Genomic DNA, 20,580 nt, shown 5'->3' on the forward strand with positions numbered 1-20,580 from the left:
CGTCAGCCGTGGATTGACCCGAAGCGTACGGAACCGGCGGCGCCGCCGGTCTCGGTCATCTCCGCGACCAGCCGCTCCCCTTCGGCGACGATGAGCTCCTGCTCCCCCTTCGGCGTCTTCCCGAAGAGTTCGACGGTGAGGGATTCGCCCTCCCACCGCCACAGCCCGGCGACGAAGCCGTCGACGAGGAGGGTGCGGTGCGCCTGGTTCCCCGTCCAGGTGCGCCCCCTGGCCTCGGGGGCGATCACCCGGGTGCGGTCGGCGTGGGAGAGCAGCAGGTTGTCGAACTCCGGGAGGAAACGGGGCGGCGCCGGGGTGTCGGCGTCGGGCCGGGGCGCGTCGGGCAGGTCGAACAGCTCGGTGCCGTTCTCGTCGCGGAAGACGGCCAGCCGGGGCCGCAGCCGTTCGAAGGCTTCGCGCAGCCGGGTCAGACCGGCCCAGGTCTGCATGTCCTTGACGGAGGCGGGCCCGAAGGCGCCGAGGTAGCGCAGTACGACATCGTCGACGGCGTGCGCCGGAGGCTCCTCGGCCGGGGACCGGCCGGTCCACTGCTGCAGGGTGGTGAGCCGTACCTGCCCGCTCTGCCCCCAGACCCCGCGCGGTGTGACCTGGACGAGCGGCAGCCGGCAGCGTGCGGCCACGGACAGGGACTGCGGATCGGCGTCCGGCCAGTACGCGAGCAGCTCCTCGCGGATCTCGCCCATCGTGCGGGGCTCGGCCTCGACGAAGGCCCGGGCGAGCTCGCCGAGCCGCTCGAGGTCCACGCCGACGAGGCCCTTGCGGAATGCGTTGACCTCGCGGTCGCGGGCGGCCTGGACCAGAGGGCGCAGGGTCAGCGCGTCGTGCGCGGTGTGGGTGTGGATGGTGGACCGCATGGTGACCATCCGGACCACCTTCCGGGATTCCATCAGCTCCGCGAGCGCGGCGGGCCGGAATCCGGCGAGCCGGGCGTGCAGCTGGAAGTACGGCGGCTTCACGTTCTGCGCCTGGAGTCCGAGCAGATGCGCGACGGCGTCCTCGGCGGACAGCGCGGCGCGGCGCAGGAGCAGCTGGCGCGCGAGCGTGGCACGGTTCAGTGAACGGGTGTCGAGTACGGAGCCCATGGCGGCAAGCTACCCGCACTTGCGGACAGCTACTGTCCGCGACGAGAAAAGGGCAGAGCGCCCCAGAACCGTCGATACCCTTCCGATATCCTGCCCTCGCCGAAAGAACGATGCCGACTGGGGAGCTGACCCGCGATGCCGGAGCGCCCGGACCACCGCCACCGCCGCCCCGCACCGCCCGGGAAGCGCACCGGCTGGCGCCGCCTCACGCCCCCGCCGACCGCACCTCCCGCCTCCCCGCCGGCCGGTCCGGAGCCCGCGGCGGCGCCGGCCACTCCCCCGGACCACCGCAGCGTGATCGACTCCGCCGTCTACCGCGACGGCCGGCGCATCGCCTCCCCCGCGACCCTCGCGGAAACCTTCCGCCGGCTGCGCGACCAGCCCGACGGCATGGCCTGGATCGGCCTGCACCGCCCCACCGAGCCGGAACTCCACTCGCTGGCCGCCGAGTTCAACCTCCACGAGCTCGCCGTCGAAGACGCCCTGGAGGCCCACCAGCGCCCCAAGCTGGAGCGCTACGGCGACACCCTCTTCGTCGTCCTGCGCGCGGCGCGCTACCTCGACGCGTCGGAGGAGGTCGAGTTCGGCGAGTTGCACGTCTTCCTCGGCCCGGACTTCCTGATCACGGTCCGCCACGGCGCGGCCCCGGACCTCTCCGCGGTCCGCCGCCGCATGGAGGAGACCCCGGAGCTCCTCTCCCTCGGCCCCGAGGCGGCCCTGTACGCGATCCTCGACGCGGTGGTCGACGGCTACGCCCCCGTCGTCGCGGGCGTCCAGAACGACATGGACGAGATCGAGACGGAGGTCTTCCGCGGCGACCCGGAAGTCTCCCGCCGCATCTACGAACTCTCCCGCGAGATGGTCGAGTTCCAACGCGCCACCCGCCCCCTGGTCGGCATGCTCCACGCCCTGATGGCGGGCTTCGCGAAGTACGGCACGGACGAGGAACTCCAGCGCTACCTGCGCGACGTGGCCGACCACGTCACCCACACCAGCGAACGCGTGGACGGCTTCCGCCAGGCCCTGACGGAAATCCTCACGGTCAACGCCACCCTGGTCTCCCAACAACAGAACGCCGAAATGCGAGCCCTGGCCGAAGCCGGCTTCGAACAGAACGAGGAGATCAAGAAGATCTCCTCGTGGGCCGCCATCCTCTTCGCCCCCACACTGGTCGGCACGATCTACGGCATGAACTTCGAGTACATGCCGGAGTTGGGTTGGAGCTTCGGGTACCCCCTTGCGATCTGCCTCATGGGGATGGTTTGCATCAGTTTGTACGTGATTTTCAAGCGACGAGACTGGCTCTAATCCCATCGCACGACGCTCAGTCATCCTTCGCACTTCGCTTTCGCATCACTCACAGATCGCCCCGGAAGCAGCGCTCGGGGGGCGCTGGGGGGAAATGGATGCGGGCGATCTCCTCGCCCTAGCCCCAAAGGAGCCCCTGGCCTGGGCTTTCGAGGTTCCAGGGACGCTGGGGAGCCTCTGGGGAGAAGCGGAGTCGCCAACCGCTCCTCACGCCTGCGCCATCAAGCCCGCCCGCCGGTCGGTCGACGACTGGCCCGGTCCCACTCCTGTCGTCGCAGAGGTCGGCCGGTCAGCTCGCCGCCCGTACCGCGTCCCTGATCAGGTCGGCGACCCGTGTGGGCTCGGAGAGGACGACGGCGTGGGAGGCGTCCGGAAGTTCGACGACGACGGCCCCGGCTCGTGCGGCGCCGAAACGCTGGACCTCGGGGCTGATCGTGCGGTCCGCCCCGGCCACCAGGGCCCAGGACGGTTTCGACCGCCACGCCGCCGCGGACGCGGTCTCGGTGAAGGCGGCCGTGGCGAGCGGGCGTTGGGCCGCTGCCAGGACGCCGGCGACGTCCTCGGGCACGTCCGCCGCGAAGACGGAGGGAAAGGCCGTCTCCTCGATGGTGACCTCGACCCCGGAGTCGCCGTCGAGGAGCGGGTACGTCCACTCCTTCAGGCTGCCCGTCAGCGGGGACTCGGGGAAGCTCCCTTGGAGTTGGCCGAGGCTCTCGCCCTCGTGGGGCACGTAGGCGGCGACGTAGACCAGCGCGACGACGTTCTCCGCGGTGCCGGCCACGGTGATCAGCGCACCGCCGTAGGCGTGGCCGACGAGTACGGCCGGGCCGTCGACCTGCGCGAGGACGGAGGTGAGGTAGGCGGCGTCCGACGTCAGCCCCCGCAGCGGGTTCGACGGAGCGATCACCGGGATACCCCTGCTCCGCAGTTCTGAGATGACGCCTATCCAGCCTGTCGCGTCGGTGAAGGCGCCGTGCACGAGGACGACGGTGGGGTTGGTCATGCGAGTTCTCTTCTCGGTGTCGGGCCACGTGGGGGCGTCGTCACGACGGTCTGGGGGCGGCCCGGAACCCGGCAAGAGGTCCGTGCGACTGTTACTCACGGTATAGCCGGGGAAGGGGCACCTCTTGTACATGCGCGCATCCGCGCTGTCATGACAGCGCACACGCGACTCAGCGCCTTCGCTCGTCCTGGGCGCCGGCAGTCGTCGTCGCGAAGGCCGAGGTCGCCAGCGCCTGCCATTCGCTGGGGCTCATGCCGTAGGCCCCGCGGAACGTGCGGCTGAAGTGCGAGGGGCTGCTGAAGCCCCAGCGGTGTGCCACCGCGGCCATGGTGATCCTCCGGTTGGAGCGGCCCAGTTCGAGCCGGCAGAACTCGAGCCTGCGACGCCGCACCCATTGGCTCACCGTGCTGCCGTCGTTCTGGAAGAGCTTCTGCAGGTACCGGACGGAGATGTGGTGGGCGCGTGCGATCGACTCCGGTGAGAGGTCCGGGTCCATCAGATGCTCTTCGATATAGCCGTGGATACGGGACAGCAGCTCGTTGGCGGCCCCGGACGCGTCGCCGGCCACGTCAGTCGTGTCCGCTTCGACGAGCTCCATGACCAGGACGGAGAGGAGGTGTACGGCCGTCCGGGCACGCCGGTCCCCGATCGTGGACCGTCGGAACTCCGCCTCGGTGGCGAGCGCCGTCAGGAAGTCGGACGCCAGTGCCCCGATCCCCTCCCCGCCGCGTACGGGTACGCCGAGCACCTGGTTCAGTTCCGACTCCGTGACGCCCAGATAGCACCGGGGCACCCGGAAGAAGATCATCTGGCAGTCTTCTCCGAACCGCAGCAGATGCCGTCGGGCCGGGTCGCAGAAGACCAGGTCGTTCGGCTCCAACAGGGTCTTGGCATGCTCGTGGACGACGGTGACGGGCCCACGGACATGGACGCCGAGGTAGAGGTGGGTCCGGTCGTTCGTCTCCGGCATTTCGGAAAGCATCTGGACCAGCCACCCCGAGCGGGAGGAGGGCGAGGTCGGATCGGGCGCTTGCCGGGGCACGCGTTGGGGCGCACGTGACAGTGTGAGGGTCATGGGGATTCCTAGCCGTGGGTGCGGGCGGGCGGAGGGCGGATTCACGCCCCGTTCGCCGGCTCCTCGGCCAGGAACTTTTCCACCACGGCATTGAAGGCCGACGGGTTCTCCAGGAAGGGGAAGTGCGAGCTCGCCACGTCGGAGGCGAAGACGTGCAGGCGTGCGCCGGGAATCCGCTCGGCGACGAAGCGCTGCGAATCGGGGTGCACATGGCTTCCCTCACAGCCGACCACCAGGGTCGGCACATCGATCCGGGGAAGCACGTCGCGCCAGTCCTGCGCGCAGTGGTCGAACAGCAGCGGTACGCCCGCGTAGGCGGGCGTCGACCGGATCTCCTCCCCGACGAAGGCCAGCACCTCGGGGTCGGGCTCGCCGGAGAACATGCCGCGCACGAAGTCGGCGCGGACCGCGTCGCCCTCCGGCCCCGCGAGGGCCGCACCCAGGTACAGCAACCCCGACACATCGAAGATGGCACCGGAGTCCCGCTGCTCACGCTCGGTCATCCAGGGCACGGCGGCGACCGCCGCGGGCTGGTCGACGGCGACGAAGCGCCGGATCCGTCCGGTCCCGTACTGGTCGATGAAGCTCCACCACACCGAGACGCCCATGGACCAGCCCAGTGCGTCGAAACGGTCGAGACCGAGACGGTCGACGAGTTCGAGCACATCGCGGGAGAGCCGGGCGATGCGGTAGCCGTGACGCGGCTTGCCGGACTTCCCATGGCCGCGGAGGTCGACGGTGACGACGCGACGGCCGGGGGCCAACCCCTCGATCTGGTGGCGGAACATCGCCTGCGTCTGCCCCCAGCCGTGCAGCATCACCAGTGGGACGCCCTCGCCGCCGGTGTCCTGGTACGCGAGCCGTGCGCCGTCCGTCGTGATCAGTTCCTTCATGACCTCTCCCCCGGTCAGAGGCGGTACATCGTTCCCGCCCGTCCCGGACATCATCGAATGGGGCCCGCCGCCCGCACCACCGCGAGCTGTAGGAATCGGGCCGTGGATCCTCCTCGCTTTGTCGAAGCGAGTCCGTGGTCAGACGGCCCCGTCACCGCCCGGGGCGAGGAGTTCCTCGATCCTGAGGCCGAGGTGCAGAGTGAGCCGGTGGGCGCCGTCGTCGAGGTCGAGTCCGGTGATCTCCTGAATCTGGCGCAGGCGGTAGTAGAGCGAGGTGCGGTGGATTCCCAGCGTGTCCGCGGTCCGGGGAATCGATCCCGCGTGTTCGAGGAAGCAGCTCAGGGTGTCCCGCAGGCGGTCGCCGCCATGAGTGTCGCTCAGGGTACGGAGCGGCTTCGGGACCAAAGACGCGTTCAGGGCGTGCTCGGGGAGCTGGAGCAGCACCCCGAGCTCCCCGAGCAGCTCCCAGTCACCGGCGCTCTTCAGGGTGGGCAGCCGGCGTGCCGCGCGTGCCGCCACGAGCGCCTGCTCGTACGACGTCCATGCGTCGCCCAGGCTGGGGTGCCGGCCGCCGACGCCGATCACGGGGCTCGCCGACGGGCCCAGAAAGGTGCGGAGTTCGTCCAGGATGCGAGCGGACTGTGCGGTGACCTCGTCCTGGCCGGGTGGGCGGTCGCGCAGCTGGAGCAGTATCGCCCGCTCCTTGCCGATCGCGATGAGGCCCGTGGCCGAACGCGTCTGCCGGAACCCCTCCAGCGCTCCCCACAGGGCCGCCTCGGACTGCCGCACGAGCTCCGTCGCGCAGCTCAGCTGGACGACGGTGACCAGGACGTGCTCGGCTGCTCCGAGCAGTCCGAGTTCCTTGCCTCGCCGCCGTGCGGTGGTACGGGCGGCGACGTCGGTGCCGACGAGTTCGAGGACGAGGTCCCGCTCGTCGGCCTTCCGGGTGTCGGTGGCGATGTGCTCTCCGTGCATCTGGGCGGCCATGGCGTCCGCGGCCCGGGCGATGGCACGTGTCTCGTGCTCTGCGAGCGTCTTCTCGGGCACGACCACCAGGAGCAGTCCGAAAAGGTGCCCGCGCTCACGCAGGGGCACGACGTAACGGGGCAGCAGTCCGAGATCGTCACGGCCATCGATGAATCCGGCTCGGGACCACTGGGTCACGCCTTGGGCGAGGACGTAGCGGATGGCCGCGTTGTCGGCGCGGCCCTGCAACAGGGTGCCGATGCGCACCGGGTCCTCGTCGCCGAAGTGGCGGCTCGTGCAGACCATGCGGACCAGCGGGTCGTCGACGGCGACGGACCGGCCGAGCCGCTCCGCGAGCTCGTCGACAAGCGCCTGGAGCTCGGGGCTGCCGGGGCGGGCTCGCTGGAGCCTTACGGTCATGCGCTGTTCCTCTCTCGACCAACGGTTCCCGCGGACTTTTCCATTCCGCGGCTCTTGATCATTCTGAGGAAGCGACGACGTCGGCACATCACACGAATCGTCCATTGCCATGACGCCCACGGGGGATACGAAGCGACTACTCTCCGCTGTCGCGATGCTTCACCAGCCGGGTCAGCTCCACGCGCGAGGTGAGGTCCAGCTTGGTGAAGGCCCGGCGCAGGTGCGAACTCACCGTGTGCGGCGAGAGGGAGAGGTGCTCGGCCACCTGTTGGTTGGTCAGCCCACGGGCCACGAGCCGTACCACCCGTATCTCCGCGGCCGTCAGCTCGGGCCATGCACCGGAGAGTCCGGCCGTCGAGGGCCGGCGGCGGACACCAGCGGCCCGCAGGCGCCGGCGGACGCGTGCGACGTCCCGCTCGGCGCCCGTTCGCGCGTAGAGCGCGAGGGCCGTGTCGAAGTACGGCACCGCTTCGGGCATGCGGGTGGCCGCCAGCTTGCGTCCGGCGTCCTCCAGTGCCGACGCCCGGGCCAACGGCCGAGGGCAGTCCTCGTACAGCCGGACGGCGCGTACGAGAGGGACGAGGTCGTTGTCGAGGATCCCCCGGGCGTGCGCGGCGGTGGCGGCGAGGAACGTGAGGTCGGGGTTGAGCACGGCCAGTCGCTCGGCCAGGGCCACTGCCTGCGCGGCCCGTTCGTGCGCGCCGGCACGCAGCGCCAGGCGGACGAGGAACGGGGCGTCCGCGGGGTCGACCAAGCCGGCGTAGGCCGGCCGGTCCGCGGCGGGCGACGTCATCACCTCGTCGAGTTCGGCCATGGCACGGTCGGGCCGGCCTTCGAAGTCGGCCATCAGTGCCAGCATCCAGGAGCCGAAGTACCGGACGACGGGTGCGCCGTCGCTCCGCATGCGCCTCGCCTCCGCCGCGTACCCTCGTGCGGTCTGCTGGTCGTTGGTGTGGAGGGCGACGCGCATCATCACGTACCGGAGCGTGACGTCGGCGAGGTTGCCCGGGCCGAGATCGTCGGTCGTCGCGGACGCGGCTTCGGCGTCGGCCCGGGCGTCCGTCAGCCGTCCGGCCTCCAGAAGGATGCGGGAGCGGGTCATGAGCCACATCCGGGTGGCCGCCGTCCGGCCCTGCTCCCTGGTGATCCGGATGCCGTCCTCCGCGGCGGCGAGCGCCTCCGCGGAGCGTCCGGTGGTGTTCGACAGGAGAGCGTGCCACAAGGCCTCCGGAACCCACAGCGAGGTGCTGACGCCCAGGGCGTCGGCCAGCGCGGCGGACCGCTCGGCCTGCCGGAACGCCTCGGTCAAGTCCATGCGGTGGAAACTCGCGGCCGAGCGGACCGTCGTCAACGTGGCTTCGGCGGAGCGGTCCCCCGCTGCCGCTGCGGCCTCCCACGCCTCCGCGGCGACCTGCTCGGCCGCCGAGTGCTCGCCCGACATCGACAGGCCGACCGCGAGCATGGCGAGCAGTCGCCCCCTCACGTCCACGGGGATCCCGGGCAGTGCCGCCCCGGCGCGGGCCTGCCGGACCGCCTCGGAGAAGTCGAACGGTACGGCGAGGCGTGCCAGGGCAAGGCGTATGCGCGCCTCGTCCTCAGGTCCGAGACCGCCGGTCGCCAGGGCGGAGACACCCAGCTCACGTGCCTGGGCGGCCCGGCCCGTCTGCCAGAGCAGCGGGATCGTCTCGGCGATGACCCGCGGCCGCTCCGGAGCGTCCACCATCGTGAGTTCCAGAGCCTTGAGGCTGCGTTCCGCGGCGGGTCCGGGAGCGGTGGCCGCGAGTTCCGCCGCGGCGATACGCAGCCGGGCGGCCTCCGCCACGTCTCCCGCCCCCGCTCTCCCGGCCTCCGCCGCATCTGCCGGTGCTCTCCCGGCCGACGGCCCGGGGCGCTCGACGGGGGAGGCCGCGCCCCCCGGCGGCAGTTCGGCGGCTTGACCACGCAGGGCCTGACGCAGGGACAGGGGGAGGCCTGCTTCCACCGCCTCACGGATCAGGCCATGGCGGAAGGCGAGGCGATCGCCGCTTTCGGTGAGCAGATCGGCGTCGAGGGATTCCCGTACCGCTGTGATGAGCGCCGCCGAGGACCTGCCGAGCAGTTCGGCCAGCAGCGCGACGGTGACCGGACCGCCCACGGCGGCCGCCGTCTGCACCAGCTGCCGTGCCTCGTCGGACAGCTGGTCGAGGCGGTGCACGACAGAGGGGAGTTCCCGTGGGACGGGGGGTCCGGCCGACAGCCTGGCCGTACCGTTCTCGATCGTCACTGCCTCCCGCAGCGAGACGAGCAGCTCGACCAGCAGCTGCGGGACACCTTCCGCGCGGCGGGCGACGCGGAGGACGTCCGGGTCGGGAGCGGCGCCGAGGACGTCCTCGGTGATCCGTGTGGTCGCCTGGTCGTCCAGCGCTCCCAGCGTCAGCTCGTGTGCGCCTGCCTGCCGGATCCGGTCCAGGGTCGTGCGCACTCCCGACGGCACGCTGCCGCCGCGCACGGCGACCAGCCACAGGATGGCGTGCGCCGAGAGTCCGGCCGCGAGGGTGTTGAAGGTGAGAAGGGTCAGGTCGTCGCACCACTGGAGGTCGTCGAGGACGACGAGCAGGGGGCCGTTTCGAGCCGTCTCCCTCAGGCGGTCCCCCAGTTCCTGGAGCAGCCAGAAGCGCTGGCCGGGTGTCGTGGCGAGGTCCCTGAGGCGGACGGCGCCCGACAGCGGTTCCTCGCCGGAGAGCAGACCGTCGAGGAGCGGGCCGAGCGGCACGAACTGTTCGTCGGGGTCCGCCGCTCCCTCGAACACCCTCGTCCCGCGCCGCCTCGCGGATGCCGCGGCCTCCGCGAGGATCCTGGACCTGCCGATGCCGACGGGTCCTTCGACGCGGATGATCCCGCCTTCGCCCCGGTCGAGCGCGTCGAGCCGCGCCTCGATGAACGCCAGTTCGGCGTCCCTGCCGCGCAGCGGCGTCCGTACACCCTCGAGTTCCTCGGGCACGGTCCTTGTCGTCGCTCGGTTCACGCTCATACGGCGGAACAGTATGAACCATATGAACCACCCCGCCGTCGCCCGCCCCAGGTGCCCGTCTCAGTCGAAGCGCAGGTCGGCGAGTTGCCGTTCGAGGATGGTGACGTCGTCCTCGGGCTCTTCACCGACCGGGCGCGCCGCCATGAGCGCGGCGAGCTCGGCGCCGGCCCGGCGGACGCGGCCGGGCAGGCCGTCGGTGTACTCGTCTCCCCCCGAGCCCCAGTCCTCGGAGGCCGCGAACACGGCGGTGGGGACGACGACGGCGCGGAGGTAGGAGAAGAGCGGGCGCACGGCGTGCTCAAGGACCAGGGAGTGGCGGGCGGTGCCGCCCGTCGCCGCGATGAGGAGCGGCTTCCCGGAGAGGGCGTCCGGATCGATCACGTCGAAGAAGGACTTGAAGAGACCGCTGTAGGAAGCCGCAAAAACGGGAGTCACCGCGATCAGGCCGTCAGCCGCCGTCACCGCGTCGATCGCGGCGCTCAGTCGCGGCGGCGGAAAGCCGGTCACGAGGTGGTTGGCGATGTCGCCGGCCAGCTCCCGCAGCTCCACGACCTGGGTCGACGGCGCCTGCCCCCGGGCGGCGAGTTCGTCGCGGGCCGCCTCGGCCAGCCGGTCCGCGAGCAGGCGGGTGGAGGAGGGGGTACTCAGCCCCGCGGAGACGACGATCAGCTTCATGCGGCGGACACCTCCCGGACGGCTCGAAGGGACGCGTGCGTGGGGGCCTCCGGCACGTCGGCCGGACGTCCCTTCGCGAACTCCTCCCGCAGCACGGGCACGACCTCTTCGCCGAGGATGTCCAGCTGTTCAAGGACTGTCTTCAGAGGCAGGCCCGCGTGGTCCATCAGGAACAGCTGGCGCTGGTAGTCGCCGACGCTCTCCCGGAACGACAGGGTCCGCTCGATGACCTGCTGGGGAGAGCCCACCGTCAACGGGGTCTGCTCGGTGAAGTCCTCCAGCGACGGGCCGTGGCCGTATACGGGAGCGTTGTCGAAGTAGGGACGGAACTCCCGGACGGCGTCCTGGGAGTTCTTCCGCATGAAGACCTGTCCGCCCAGGCCGACGACGGCGTCTTCCGGCCGGCCGTGGCCGTGGTGCGCGAACCGGCGCCGGTAGAGCTGCACCATGCGCCGGGTGTGGTCGGCCGGCCAGAAGATGTTGTTGTGGAAGAAGCCGTCCCCGTAGAAGGCGGCCTGCTCCGCGACCTCGGGGGACCTGATGGAGCCGTGCCAGACGAAGGGCGGGACGGCGTCCAGGGGCCGCGGCGTCGAGGTGAAGGCCTGGAGCGGCGTCCGGAACGTGCCCTCCCAGTCCACGACGTCCTCGCGCCACAGCCGGCGCAGCAGCGCGTAGTTCTCCTTGGCGAGGTTGATGCCCTGGCGGATGTCCTGGCCGAACCACGGGTAGACCGGACCGGTGTTGCCGCGCCCCAGCATGAGGTCGACCCGGCCGTCGGCCAGGTGCTGGAGCATCGCGTAGTCCTCGGCGATCTTCACCGGGTCGTTCGTGGTGATCAGCGTCGTGGACGTGGACAGGATCAGCTTCTCGGTGCGGGCGGCGATGTAGCCGAGCATGGTGGTCGGCGACGACGGTACGAACGGCGGGTTGTGGTGCTCGCCGGTCGCGAAGACGTCCAGGCCGACCTCCTCGGCCTTGAGCGCGATGGCCACCATCGCCTTGATGCGCTCGCGTTCGGTCGGCGTGCGACCGTTGGTGGGGTCGGGGGTCACGTCCCCGACGGTGAAGATGCCGAACTGCATGGGGTGTCTGCTCTCCTGAGCTCGTCCGGTTCCCGCGCCGGGGAACCGGAGGCCCGGGTGACGCCGGGGGCTCCGGCGTCACCCGGCGGGTGGGCGGTGCGGCGTCACTTCGCCAGGAAGGCGAGGAGGGCGGTGTTGACCTCCTCGGCGTGGGTCCACAGCAGACCGTGCGGGGCGCCCTCGATCTCGACGTAGTCGGCCGACGGGAGCGCCTTGTGGAACGGGCGCGCCGTGCCCTCGGCCGGCAGGATGCGGTCGGCGGTGCCGTGCAGGATCAGGGCCGGCACGTCGACGGACGGTATGTCGGCGCGGAAGTCGGTGTACCAGGTCGCCGGCGCGGCGGACGCGGCGAAGGAGCCGCCGCGGGCCGCGGTGTTCCGGCTGTTGCGGACGGCCTCCTCGCTGATGCGGGTGCCCAGGTTCTCGTCGAGGTTGTAGAAGTCGTTGAAGAAGGCCGTGTAGTAGGCGTAGCGGTCGGCCTTGACGGCGGCGACGACGCCGTCGAAGAACTCCTTCGGGGCGACGCCGTCCGGGTTGTCGTCGCTCTTCAGCAGGCAGGGCTCGAGCGAGGCCAGGAAGGCGACCTTGGCGACCCGGCCGGAGCCGTACGTGGACACGTAGCGGGCGACCTCGCCGGTGCCCATGGAGAAGCCGACCAGGACGGCGTCCTTCAGGTCGAGGGTCTCCATCACGGTGTTCAGGTCGGCCGCGAAGGTGTCGTAGTCGTAGCCGATGGTCGGCTGCGAGGACCGCCCGAAACCGCGGCGGTCGTACGTGATCACGCGGTAGCCGGCGTCGAGCAGCGCGGCGCTCTGGCGCTCCCAGGAGTGGCCGTCGAGCGGGAAGCCGTGGATGAGGACGACGGGCTGCCCGGCACCCTGGTCCTCGAAGTACAGCTCGATGGGGTTGGTGTTCTCCTGGCCCGCGGTGATGTACGGCATGGGGATGCTTCCTCGATTCGGGTCGGCTGGTCCGCGCGTCGGAGCGGCGCGGTATGCCCGTCACGCTAGGACCGGTCCCGCACCTCCTGTTGCCGTACCGCGCACCACACCTTGCACGGGGGCGCAGAGGTCACTCAGCCGCCGGTGGCTGTTCCGGCGTCGCCCTCCGCAAGCGCGATCCGGGCCAGGTGGACCCGCGAGCGCACCGAGAGCTTGCGGAAGATCGACGCCAGATGGGTGTTGACCGTGTGCGGGGAGACGACGAGGGCCTCCGCGGCCGACCGGTTGGTGTGGCCCGCGGCGATCAGCCGGGCCACCTTGCGTTCCGAGGCCGTGAGCGCGTCCCAGCCCTGGGCGGGGCGCGGCCGGAGGCCTCCGCTGCGTCGGCCGGAGCGGCTGGTGGCCCGTTCCAGATCGGCCCGGACCCGGTCGGCCTCGGCGTCGGCCCCCGCCTGGGCGTAGATGTCGTGGGCCCTGGTCAGGGCGGGTGTCGCGGCGGGGTCGCCTGCTGTGAGGAGCGCGCGCCCGAGGTCGGCGGATGCGGCGGCGAGGGGCAGCGGCCGGGGGCCATTGAGGAGGATGCGCACCGACCGCTCCAGGAGTTCGTGGTCGGCGTTCGCCAGGGCGGACGCGTGGGCGGCCGCCCCCTGGGCGGTCGGCACGCCGGCGTTGCGGGTGGCGTGTTCGACAGCCTGGGCCGCGAGTTCCTCGGCCAGGTTCCGGTCCCCGCCGCGCAGGGCGATCCGCACGGCCTGGACGACATGGGGGCGCAGGAGCCGCCATCGGAGGAAGGGGTGGTCACGCTGCACGGATCGGACCAGTTCGGCCGCTGCCGCGTGGTCGCCGTCGGCGTCGGCGACGACGGCCTCGAAGTACTGGTGCGTGGCGTGGTTGCCCGTGTTCGGCCGCTCGGCCACGGTCGCCCGCACGACGTCCAGGTGTTCCCGCGCGGCTTCGCGGTCGCCGCGCAGCATCGCGAGGAAGCCGCGGTTGACGCGGATGTTGACCAGGTTGCCGGGCACGTGGAGGTCCGCTTCGAGCCGCTCGGCGGTGACGAGGTCGGCGTCCGCGTCGTCGAGCCGGCCGAGCCCCATGTTCAGGGTTCCCTGGGCCCAGATCAGCATGGCGGGGCGCAGCGGAGCGTCGCCCGCCGTCCGGAGCAGTCGCCGTACGGTGTCGAAGTCGTCCATGTGGATCCGGGCGACGGCCTCCTCGGGCAGGAAGGCCGTGTCGAACACGCTCAGCGCCGTGTGGTGTTCGACGGCGGCGGCGCAGTCGCCCGCGTTGAGGGCGATCTCGCCGAGGCCCCACAGCGCGAGGACACGGGCCTCCCGGTCACCGGACCGCTCCGCCTCGGCGAGCGCCCGTTCGCCGGTCTCGCGAGCGGCCCCGAGGTCGCGCCCGCGGGACCGGGCGAGGGCCTGCCGGGCGGTGAGCCGGGCGCGGATCGTCGGGTCGGTGACGGCTGCCAGTGCGGCCGTCGAGCGGCGGGTCAGCTCGTGGACGTCGTCGAGGTGCCACAGCGTGTCGCCGAGTACGGACTGCAGACGGGCGAAGACGTCCAGGGGCGGCTGCCGGGCGAGCAGCGAGTCGCCGGTATCCCGTGCCTGGGTGTACCGGCCCGCACGGGTCAGCGCGACGATGGCCCGTTCTCCCACGTCGAACACCATGGGCGCATGGGGCGGTACGAGTTCCAGGGCGCGTACGGCCAGGTCGGCGGCGAGGTCGGGCATCACGGCGATCACGTCCGTGGCGGCCGTGCCGAGCAGCCCGATCGCCTCCTGATCGCCTGGTTCGGCGCTCTTCAGCAGATGCGGGACCGCGTCGGTGGAGCTCAGGCCCGCTACGACGAGCCGGCTCGCGGCCTCCCGGTGGAGCGCCCGGCGTACGGAGGGGGCGAGATCGGCGTACACCGCTTGGCGGAGCAGGTCGTGGCGGAACAGGAGGCGTTCCCCGTCGTCGTGGAGGAGGGCGGCCGCGATCGCATCGTCCACTTCGGCGCTGAGTCCGGACGCGGGCCGGCCGCACAGGGCGGCGGCGTCCGCGAGCGAGAACGCACGGCCGAGGACCGAGCCGATCCGCAGGAAATGGAGGGTGTCCGGCCGGAGGCCGGCCAGCCGGTCGCGTACACCGAGGACCATCCGCTCCGGCGGCTCCGGCGCGTCCGCGCCCGACGCCGCGATGCCCGCGAGCATCTCGGCCGCGAGGAAGGGGTTGCCTCCCGCCCCGTCGAGAAGTTCCGCGACCTGCGTCGGCACGTCCCCGCCGAGGACGTCCCGCGCCAGCTCGGCCAGGGCCGTGTCGGACAGCGGCCGGAGGGGGAGGGCCGTCGTCCGCGGCCCCTGCCCGTAGAGTTCCGGGTCGTTCCTGCTCGTGAGCAGCCAGAGGACCGGGGAGCTGAGCAGCCGTGCCGGCATGACACTCAGGGCGAACCGGCTCAGCGGGTCGGCCCAATGGACATCGTCGACCGCGATCAGTACGGGCGTGCTCGCGGAGCGTTCCTCGATCAGCTGGGCCAGTCGTTCGACGAGCCAGATACGCTGGTCGTGATGGCCCGCGAGGTCTGCGAAGTCCGTGCTGGACAGCAGCGGCGGGTCACCGTGCAGGAGGCCGGAGGCCAGTGAGGCGAGCGGTGCCAGCTCGTGCAGTTCCTCGGCGCGTCCATGGCTGACGACGAACCCGTGAGCCCGCGCGATCGAGACCGTCTCCTGCAGCAGTACGGTCTTCCCGATCCCGGGCTCGCCCAGGAGCAGCGCGATCGCTCCTCCCTCGCCGTCGCGCACCGCCTCGACCAGGGCGCGCAGCCGCTCCAGCTCGGCTTCACGGCCCCGCAGCCCGGGCCGGCTCAGCCCCGCGCTCCCGGGCACCGCCATGCCTTCTCCCTCGGGCCGCTCGGGGCTCATCCCTTGACCGATCCGGCGAGCAGTCCCCGCGCGAAGTGCCGCCGGAGGGAGAAGAAGACGAGCAGCGGGACGAACGCCGCCACGAAGGCTCCTGCGGTGAGCCGCTGCCACTCGTTGCCGTACGTCCCGGCCAGGCTCGCCAGTCTGACCGTCATCGGCGCGGTCTCGGCCGTTCCGCCCGACAGCGTCAGTGCCACGAGGAGGTCGTTCCACACCCACAGGAACTGGATGATGGCGAAGGAGACCAGGGCCGGGCGGGCCAGGGGCAGCACGATCCGGAGCAGCAGCGTCCCGTGGGACGCGCCGTCGACGCGGGCGGCCTCGATCAGGTCCCGGGGCAGCCCTGCCAGGAAGTTGTGCAGGAGGAACACCGCGAACGGCAGCGCGAAGACCGTGTGGGCGAACCAGATCTGGCCGAAACGCGCGGGACCGGTGAGGTTCCACGCGGGCAGGAACAGCCAGCCCTGGGAGAACAGCTTGAGGAGGGGGACGAGCGCCATCTGGAGCGGCACGACCTGGAGCGCGAAGATGCCGACGACGAGCGCGTCCCGCCCCCTGAAGTCGATCCACGCCAGGGCGTACGCCGCGAAGAAGGCCAGCACGAGCGGGAACAGCACCGAGGGAAGGGTGATGACGACGGAGTTAATGAAGTACTCCGCGAGCCGCCCCGACCCGTGCCCGCCCCCGGAGAGCACCTCGCCGTAGTTGTCGAGCGTGAGGTGCGGCGTACCGAACACGGTCCACCAGCCCGTCGTCTTGATCTCCTCCTCGGGACGGAACGAGGAGAGCAGCAGACCGAGGGTCGGTGTCGTCCAGAGGACCGCGATCACCACGGCGATCGACGTGAAGGCGCGGGAGGCCAGACGCTGCCGGACGCCGTTCACACCGTCCTCCGCTGTGCCCGGACCTGGTGGGCGACGAAGGGGGTGACGAGGACGAAGAGGAGCACGGCGAGCGCCGCACCGCGGCCCGTCTCGCCGTAGCGGAAGGCCTGGTCGTACATCTCGTGGGCGATGACGCCCGTGTCGAACTGGCCGCCGGTCATGGTCCTGACGATGTCGAAGGCCTTGAAGGTGCCGATCGTCTGGGCGAGGACCACGACGAGCAGCGTGGGCCTGATCGACGGCATGGTGATCCGCCAGAAGATCTGCCGGGGGGACGCGCCGTCGAGTCGGGCCGCCTCGGTCAGTTCTCCGGGAACGGCCCTGATGGCGGCGGCCAGCAGGACGGCTGCGAAGCCCGCCTGTGTCCACACCATCACCACGATGAGGAACAGGACGTTCCAGGGAGAGTGCACGAGCCATTGCCTCGGTTCGCCGCCGAACGCGACGACGAGCTGGTTCAGCAGCCCGATCTGCCCGGCCTCCGCGGGACGGTAGGCGTAGACGAACTTCCAGACGACACCCGCGCCGACGAAGGAGATCGTCATCGGCATCAGGAGGAGGGACAGCGCGAACGCTCTGAACCGCGACCGTACGACGGCCGCCGCGTAGAGCAGACCGACCGAGGCTGCCAGCAACGGCACGAGCACCACCCACGCCAGGGTGTTGCGCAGCGCCACCATCGCCCGGGGGTCGGTGACCATCCACACGTAGTTGTCGAAGCCGGCCCACGCGTCTCCCCCGCTGTCGGTGAACGACAGGGCCAGGGTGCGCAGGCCGGGCAGGAGGAGACCGACCGTGAGCAGCAGCAGCGCGGGGGCCAGCAGGAGAAGGGCCGCGGCCTTTCTTCGAAACGGCCTCCGGTGCAGCGCCAGCAGGATCAGGGAGACCACCGCCGCGAAGGCGGCGACGCCCTGGAGCAGGTACAGCAGCTTGGGCTGCTGGGCGACGGCGTCGAACGACATCAGTGGCTCGGCCAGGACCGTTCGATGGAGTCGGCGACCTGCCGGGTGCTCGCGCCGCCGATCCAGTCGACGGCTCCCTTCCAGAACGTCCCGGCGCCGACCGACGCGGGCATCAGGTCCGAACCGTCGAACCTGAACTGTGTCCCGGGGTTCTGGAGCAGCTGGATCGAGAGCCTGTCGACCGGGGTGGCGGCGTTCGCCGGATCCACGCCCTTGTTCGCCGAGACGAACGGGCCCTTCTTCATACGCGCGTTCGCGAAGTCCGCGGAGGCCAGATACTCCTGGAACGCCCGCACTTCGGGACGGTCGGCGAACGCCGCGGTGAACACCCCACCGCCCAGTACGGGGCGGTCGGCCGGGTCGGCCCCCGGCAGGAGGAAGGCGTAGACGTCCTTGTCCGGTCCGATCTCGGTTCCCTTCGGCCACATGTCGGCATAGAACGAGGCCTGGCGGTGCATCGCACAGTCGCCGGAGAGAATCGGCGTGCCGGCCTCCTGGAAGGAGATCGACGCCATCGAACGGGCCGAACCGAAACCGCCGTTGGCGTACCGGTCGTTCTTGAGGATGGACCCCACGGTGTCCATGGCCGTGATCACCCGCGGGTCGTTGAACGGGATCTTGTGGGTGACCCACTGGTCGTAGACGTCCGTGCCCTGCTGACGCAGCAGGACGTCCTCGATCCAGTCCGTCACGGGCCAGCCGGTCGCCTCGGCGGACTCGATGCCCGCGCACCACGGCTTGACACCCGACGCCGCGACCTTCTCCGTCAGGGCCGTCAGCTCGGACCACGTACGGGGAACGCTCAGTCCCCTGTCACGGAAGAACTTCGGCGAGTACCAGACGAACGACTTCACGTTCGCGACCAGCGGCGTGCCGTAGAGGGTGCCGTTCACGGTCGTGTAGCTGTTCCAGTCAGCCGACCAGCCCTGCTTCGCGAGGGCCACGACCCCGGCGCTCGCGGGCTTGAGCTTCCCCGCCCGCGCGAAGCGTTCCAGGAGCCCGGGCTGAGGGAAGAACGCCACGTCCGGCGCACTCCCGCCGTCGACCCGGAGCTGGATCCGGGCCTCGAACTCCCCGTCCCCCTCGTACTGGACGCCGATTCCCGTGCAGTCCGCGAAGTCCGCCCAGGTCTCTTCGAACAGGTCGGCCTCCCGGTCCCGGTTCTCCGCGTAGACGGTGACCTTGGTGCCGGGGTGCTTGCCGTACCTGGCGTACGGCCCACAGTCCACGGCGGTGTGCGACCGCGAGCCACTGTCCTGCGGAACACCACAGGCAGCGGCAAGGGCGGCGAGGGGGATGACGGCGAGCGCGAGCCTCGCGCCGAACCTCATGGGCGCATCTTCTCCGATCACCCGCCGAAGGGGTCCTCGGGGGCGATCAGAAGCTACCAGCGCTCGAACATTATCGACTAATCATTCGATCCTGAACGATCGGGTCAGTGGGCCGTGATCCGGGCCGCGTCCTGGATCAGCTCCGCCACGGCCTTGGGCTGGGCAAGCATGACCAGATGAGAAGAGTCGACCTCGACGGTGGTCATGCCGGCGCGCTCGTACCCGTAGCGCTCCACATCGGGGTTGATCGTGCGGTCGGAGGAGGCGACCAGGCCCCACGAGGGCTTGGTCTTCCACGCCGCGACAGGCGCCGCCTCCGAGAAGGCCCGTGCGGCCAGGGGGCGCTGGGAGACGGCGAGCACCGCGGCGAGGTCAGGGTCGACGTCCGCCGCGAAGAGGGCGGGGAACCTCTCGATCTCCACCGAGACGTCGGTGCCGGTCTCGGTGGAGCCGGCCACCGGGAACGGGGTGTAGACGAGCGCGTCGGCGAGACCGGAGTCGGGGAAGCGGCCCTGCAGCTCGCCCAGGCTCTCGCCCTCCTCCAGCGCGTATCCCGCGAGGTACACCAGTGCGCGGACGTTGTCCTCCGTGCCGGCGAGGGTGATGACGGCACCGCCGTAGGAGTGCCCGACCAGGATCACGGGGCCTTCGACGGCGCGGATCACCGAGGCGATGTACGCGGCGTCGTCGACGAGGCTGCGGTTGGGAACCGCCGGGGCCACCACTTCCATGCCGGCGGCGGTCAGCTCGGGGATGACGCGGGCGAAGCTGGAGGCGTCGGCGAAGGCGCCGTGGACCAGGACGACGGTGGGGCGGGCGTGTCGGGGCATGGGGGAACTCCTCGGTGCTTGACGGGGGATGGGGCAGGGGATGCGGGAGACGGGGGCGGATGTGTGGTGTTCGTGTGGTGCTTCACAGGCCGAAGCGGGCGCGCCTCGCCTCGGGCACCAGGTCGGTGTACTCGGGGTGCTTGCCGATCCAGCCCCGGATGAAGGGGCAGTACGGCAGGACGCGCAGCCCTCGGGCCCGGGCGTCGTCGAGGACCCCGCGGGCGAGCAGCCCGCCCAGGCCCCGGCCGGCGGACCGGCTGTCGATCTCGGTGTGGATGAAGGCGATCTCGCCCTCCGAGAGGTGGTACTCGGCGAAGCCGGCGGTCTCGGCGCCGTCGTCGCCGGCGAGGATCTCATACCGGGACTTCTCGGGCCGGTCCGTCACCTGCGGTTCCATGGGTGCTCCTGTGCGGTCGTCGTGTGACGGGGTGGGTGGGTGCGGTCAGAGCGTGCGGCGTACGCCCGCCTGACGTTCCAGGTTGCGGAGTTGGACGGACAGGTCGCCTTCCACGGCGAGGTGGGCGGGGCCGCTGCGGCCGATCGGCAGGACCTGCTCGCTGCGCATGTCCTCGAGCATCAGGGCGAACGCCGTGTACATCGCGACGAGCGCCACCACGAGGCCGAGCGCGCCGGACGTGCGCGTCAGCCATTCGGCGCCGGTGATGCCCGCGAGGCCGGTGGCCGCCCAGCGGGGCAGGGAGACCGCGAGGACGAGCCACAGCGCGCGCTTGGGCCGGGTCACGGCGGTCATCAGGGCCCCGAAGCAGAGGAGCGCCAGGTTGAACACGCCGAGGACCTGAAGGCCGTCGGCCGCGCCGCTGAGCATGATGAGCGAGTAGGGCAGCCAGCTGCCGGCGAAGACCGCCATCAGCGTCGCCGCGATCACGTCACGGGCTCCGAAGGCCAGGAAGCTCACCAGGAGTTGGAGGACGAAGGCCGGAAGCACGGTGAAGGCGACGGCACTGCGGGCCGTCTGGTCGAAGAGCCCGAGCTGCAGGCAGCCCGTCATCACGGAGGCGATGGCTATCGTGAAGAAGCCGAGCGGCATGGGTGAGGCGATGGGGCGCAGGTTGATCCGTGTCATCGACCGGAGGTCCGGCTCGAAACGGCGTCCCGGGGGAACGTCCGGCAGGGTTGCCGGCGTGTCGCCGCCGTCGGCGGCGGGGGAGGCTGCGGACATCGGGTGGATCTCTC

General features: G+C 71.1%; 17 protein-coding genes. 1 reads left to right on the forward strand and 16 read right to left on the reverse strand.

Translation table 11 applies throughout. The annotated features are described in order from the left end of the window. Nucleotides 1–2: 2 nt before the first annotated feature. Nucleotides 3–1,103, reverse strand: coding sequence for a winged helix DNA-binding domain-containing protein (locus K7B10_RS10495; RefSeq protein ID WP_229335844.1), 1,101 nt, complete (start codon nucleotides 1,101–1,103; stop codon nucleotides 3–5). Nucleotides 1,104–1,238: 135 nt separating this feature from the next. Between K7B10_RS10495 and K7B10_RS10500 the strand changes: the two genes are divergently transcribed. Continuing rightward, complete coding sequence (locus K7B10_RS10500; RefSeq protein ID WP_229335845.1) at nucleotides 1,239–2,411, forward strand: magnesium and cobalt transport protein CorA; 1,173 nt, start codon at nucleotides 1,239–1,241, stop codon at nucleotides 2,409–2,411. A 289-nt stretch (nucleotides 2,412–2,700) separates the two neighbouring features. Here K7B10_RS10500 and K7B10_RS10505 read toward each other — a convergent pair whose 3' ends face one another. The 15 genes from K7B10_RS10505 to K7B10_RS10575 all read right to left on the reverse strand — a co-directional run bounded on the left by K7B10_RS10505 (nucleotide 2,701) and on the right by K7B10_RS10575 (nucleotide 20,566). Then, nucleotides 2,701–3,414 (reverse strand): alpha/beta fold hydrolase, encoded by a 714-nt coding sequence (locus K7B10_RS10505; RefSeq protein WP_229335846.1) that lies wholly within the window; start codon nucleotides 3,412–3,414, stop codon nucleotides 2,701–2,703. A gap of 169 nt (nucleotides 3,415–3,583) precedes the next feature. Further along, on the reverse strand, nucleotides 3,584–4,384 hold the full coding sequence (locus tag K7B10_RS10510; RefSeq protein WP_229335847.1) for a helix-turn-helix domain-containing protein: 801 nt from the start codon (nucleotides 4,382–4,384) through the stop codon (nucleotides 3,584–3,586). Between the two features lie 146 nt (nucleotides 4,385–4,530). Next, a complete protein-coding gene (locus tag K7B10_RS10515) occupies nucleotides 4,531–5,382 on the reverse strand; it encodes an alpha/beta fold hydrolase (protein WP_229335848.1) in 852 nt (283 codons plus the stop codon). Between the two features lie 138 nt (nucleotides 5,383–5,520). Next, complete coding sequence (locus tag K7B10_RS10520) at nucleotides 5,521–6,768, reverse strand: PucR family transcriptional regulator (protein WP_229335849.1); 1,248 nt, start codon at nucleotides 6,766–6,768, stop codon at nucleotides 5,521–5,523. Between the two features lie 136 nt (nucleotides 6,769–6,904). Continuing rightward, a complete protein-coding gene (locus tag K7B10_RS10525; protein WP_229335850.1) occupies nucleotides 6,905–9,778 on the reverse strand; it encodes a helix-turn-helix transcriptional regulator in 2,874 nt (957 codons plus the stop codon). A 60-nt stretch (nucleotides 9,779–9,838) separates the two neighbouring features. Then, a complete protein-coding gene (locus K7B10_RS10530) occupies nucleotides 9,839–10,453 on the reverse strand; it encodes an FMN reductase (protein ID WP_229335851.1) in 615 nt (204 codons plus the stop codon). Beyond that, nucleotides 10,450–11,535: an LLM class flavin-dependent oxidoreductase gene (locus K7B10_RS10535; RefSeq protein ID WP_229335852.1), complete on the reverse strand. Its 1,086-nt coding sequence runs from the start codon at nucleotides 11,533–11,535 to the stop codon at nucleotides 10,450–10,452. Before K7B10_RS10535 ends, K7B10_RS10530 begins: the two co-directional genes overlap by 4 nt. A gap of 104 nt (nucleotides 11,536–11,639) precedes the next feature. Then, a complete protein-coding gene (locus tag K7B10_RS10540) occupies nucleotides 11,640–12,476 on the reverse strand; it encodes an alpha/beta fold hydrolase (RefSeq protein WP_229335853.1) in 837 nt (278 codons plus the stop codon). Nucleotides 12,477–12,610: 134 nt separating this feature from the next. Continuing rightward, nucleotides 12,611–15,379 carry a helix-turn-helix transcriptional regulator gene (locus K7B10_RS10545; RefSeq protein WP_229335854.1) on the reverse strand — a complete coding sequence of 923 codons (2,769 nt, stop codon included), beginning with the start codon at nucleotides 15,377–15,379 and terminating at the stop codon, nucleotides 12,611–12,613. After that, complete coding sequence (locus K7B10_RS10550; protein ID WP_229335855.1) at nucleotides 15,376–16,263, reverse strand: carbohydrate ABC transporter permease; 888 nt, start codon at nucleotides 16,261–16,263, stop codon at nucleotides 15,376–15,378. Before K7B10_RS10550 ends, K7B10_RS10545 begins: the two co-directional genes overlap by 4 nt. Continuing rightward, a complete protein-coding gene (locus K7B10_RS10555; protein ID WP_229335856.1) occupies nucleotides 16,260–17,225 on the reverse strand; it encodes a carbohydrate ABC transporter permease in 966 nt (321 codons plus the stop codon). The genes K7B10_RS10550 and K7B10_RS10555 overlap by 4 nt, the downstream gene beginning before the upstream one ends. After that, nucleotides 17,225–18,556, reverse strand: coding sequence for an ABC transporter substrate-binding protein (locus K7B10_RS10560; protein ID WP_229335857.1), 1,332 nt, complete (start codon nucleotides 18,554–18,556; stop codon nucleotides 17,225–17,227). The genes K7B10_RS10555 and K7B10_RS10560 overlap by 1 nt, the downstream gene beginning before the upstream one ends. Nucleotides 18,557–18,660: 104 nt before the next feature. Further along, on the reverse strand, nucleotides 18,661–19,386 hold the full coding sequence (locus K7B10_RS10565; protein ID WP_229335858.1) for an alpha/beta fold hydrolase: 726 nt from the start codon (nucleotides 19,384–19,386) through the stop codon (nucleotides 18,661–18,663). An 82-nt stretch (nucleotides 19,387–19,468) separates the two neighbouring features. After that, nucleotides 19,469–19,783 carry a GNAT family N-acetyltransferase gene (locus K7B10_RS10570; protein WP_229335859.1) on the reverse strand — a complete coding sequence of 105 codons (315 nt, stop codon included), beginning with the start codon at nucleotides 19,781–19,783 and terminating at the stop codon, nucleotides 19,469–19,471. A 45-nt stretch (nucleotides 19,784–19,828) separates the two neighbouring features. After that, nucleotides 19,829–20,566 (reverse strand): GPR1/FUN34/YaaH family transporter, encoded by a 738-nt coding sequence (locus K7B10_RS10575; protein WP_229335860.1) that lies wholly within the window; start codon nucleotides 20,564–20,566, stop codon nucleotides 19,829–19,831. Nucleotides 20,567–20,580 lie beyond the last annotated feature (14 nt).

Origin of the sequence: Streptomyces flavotricini (genome assembly GCF_020639365.1) — a bacterium.
Lineage (GTDB): Bacteria > Actinomycetota > Actinomycetes > Streptomycetales > Streptomycetaceae > Streptomyces > Streptomyces flavotricini.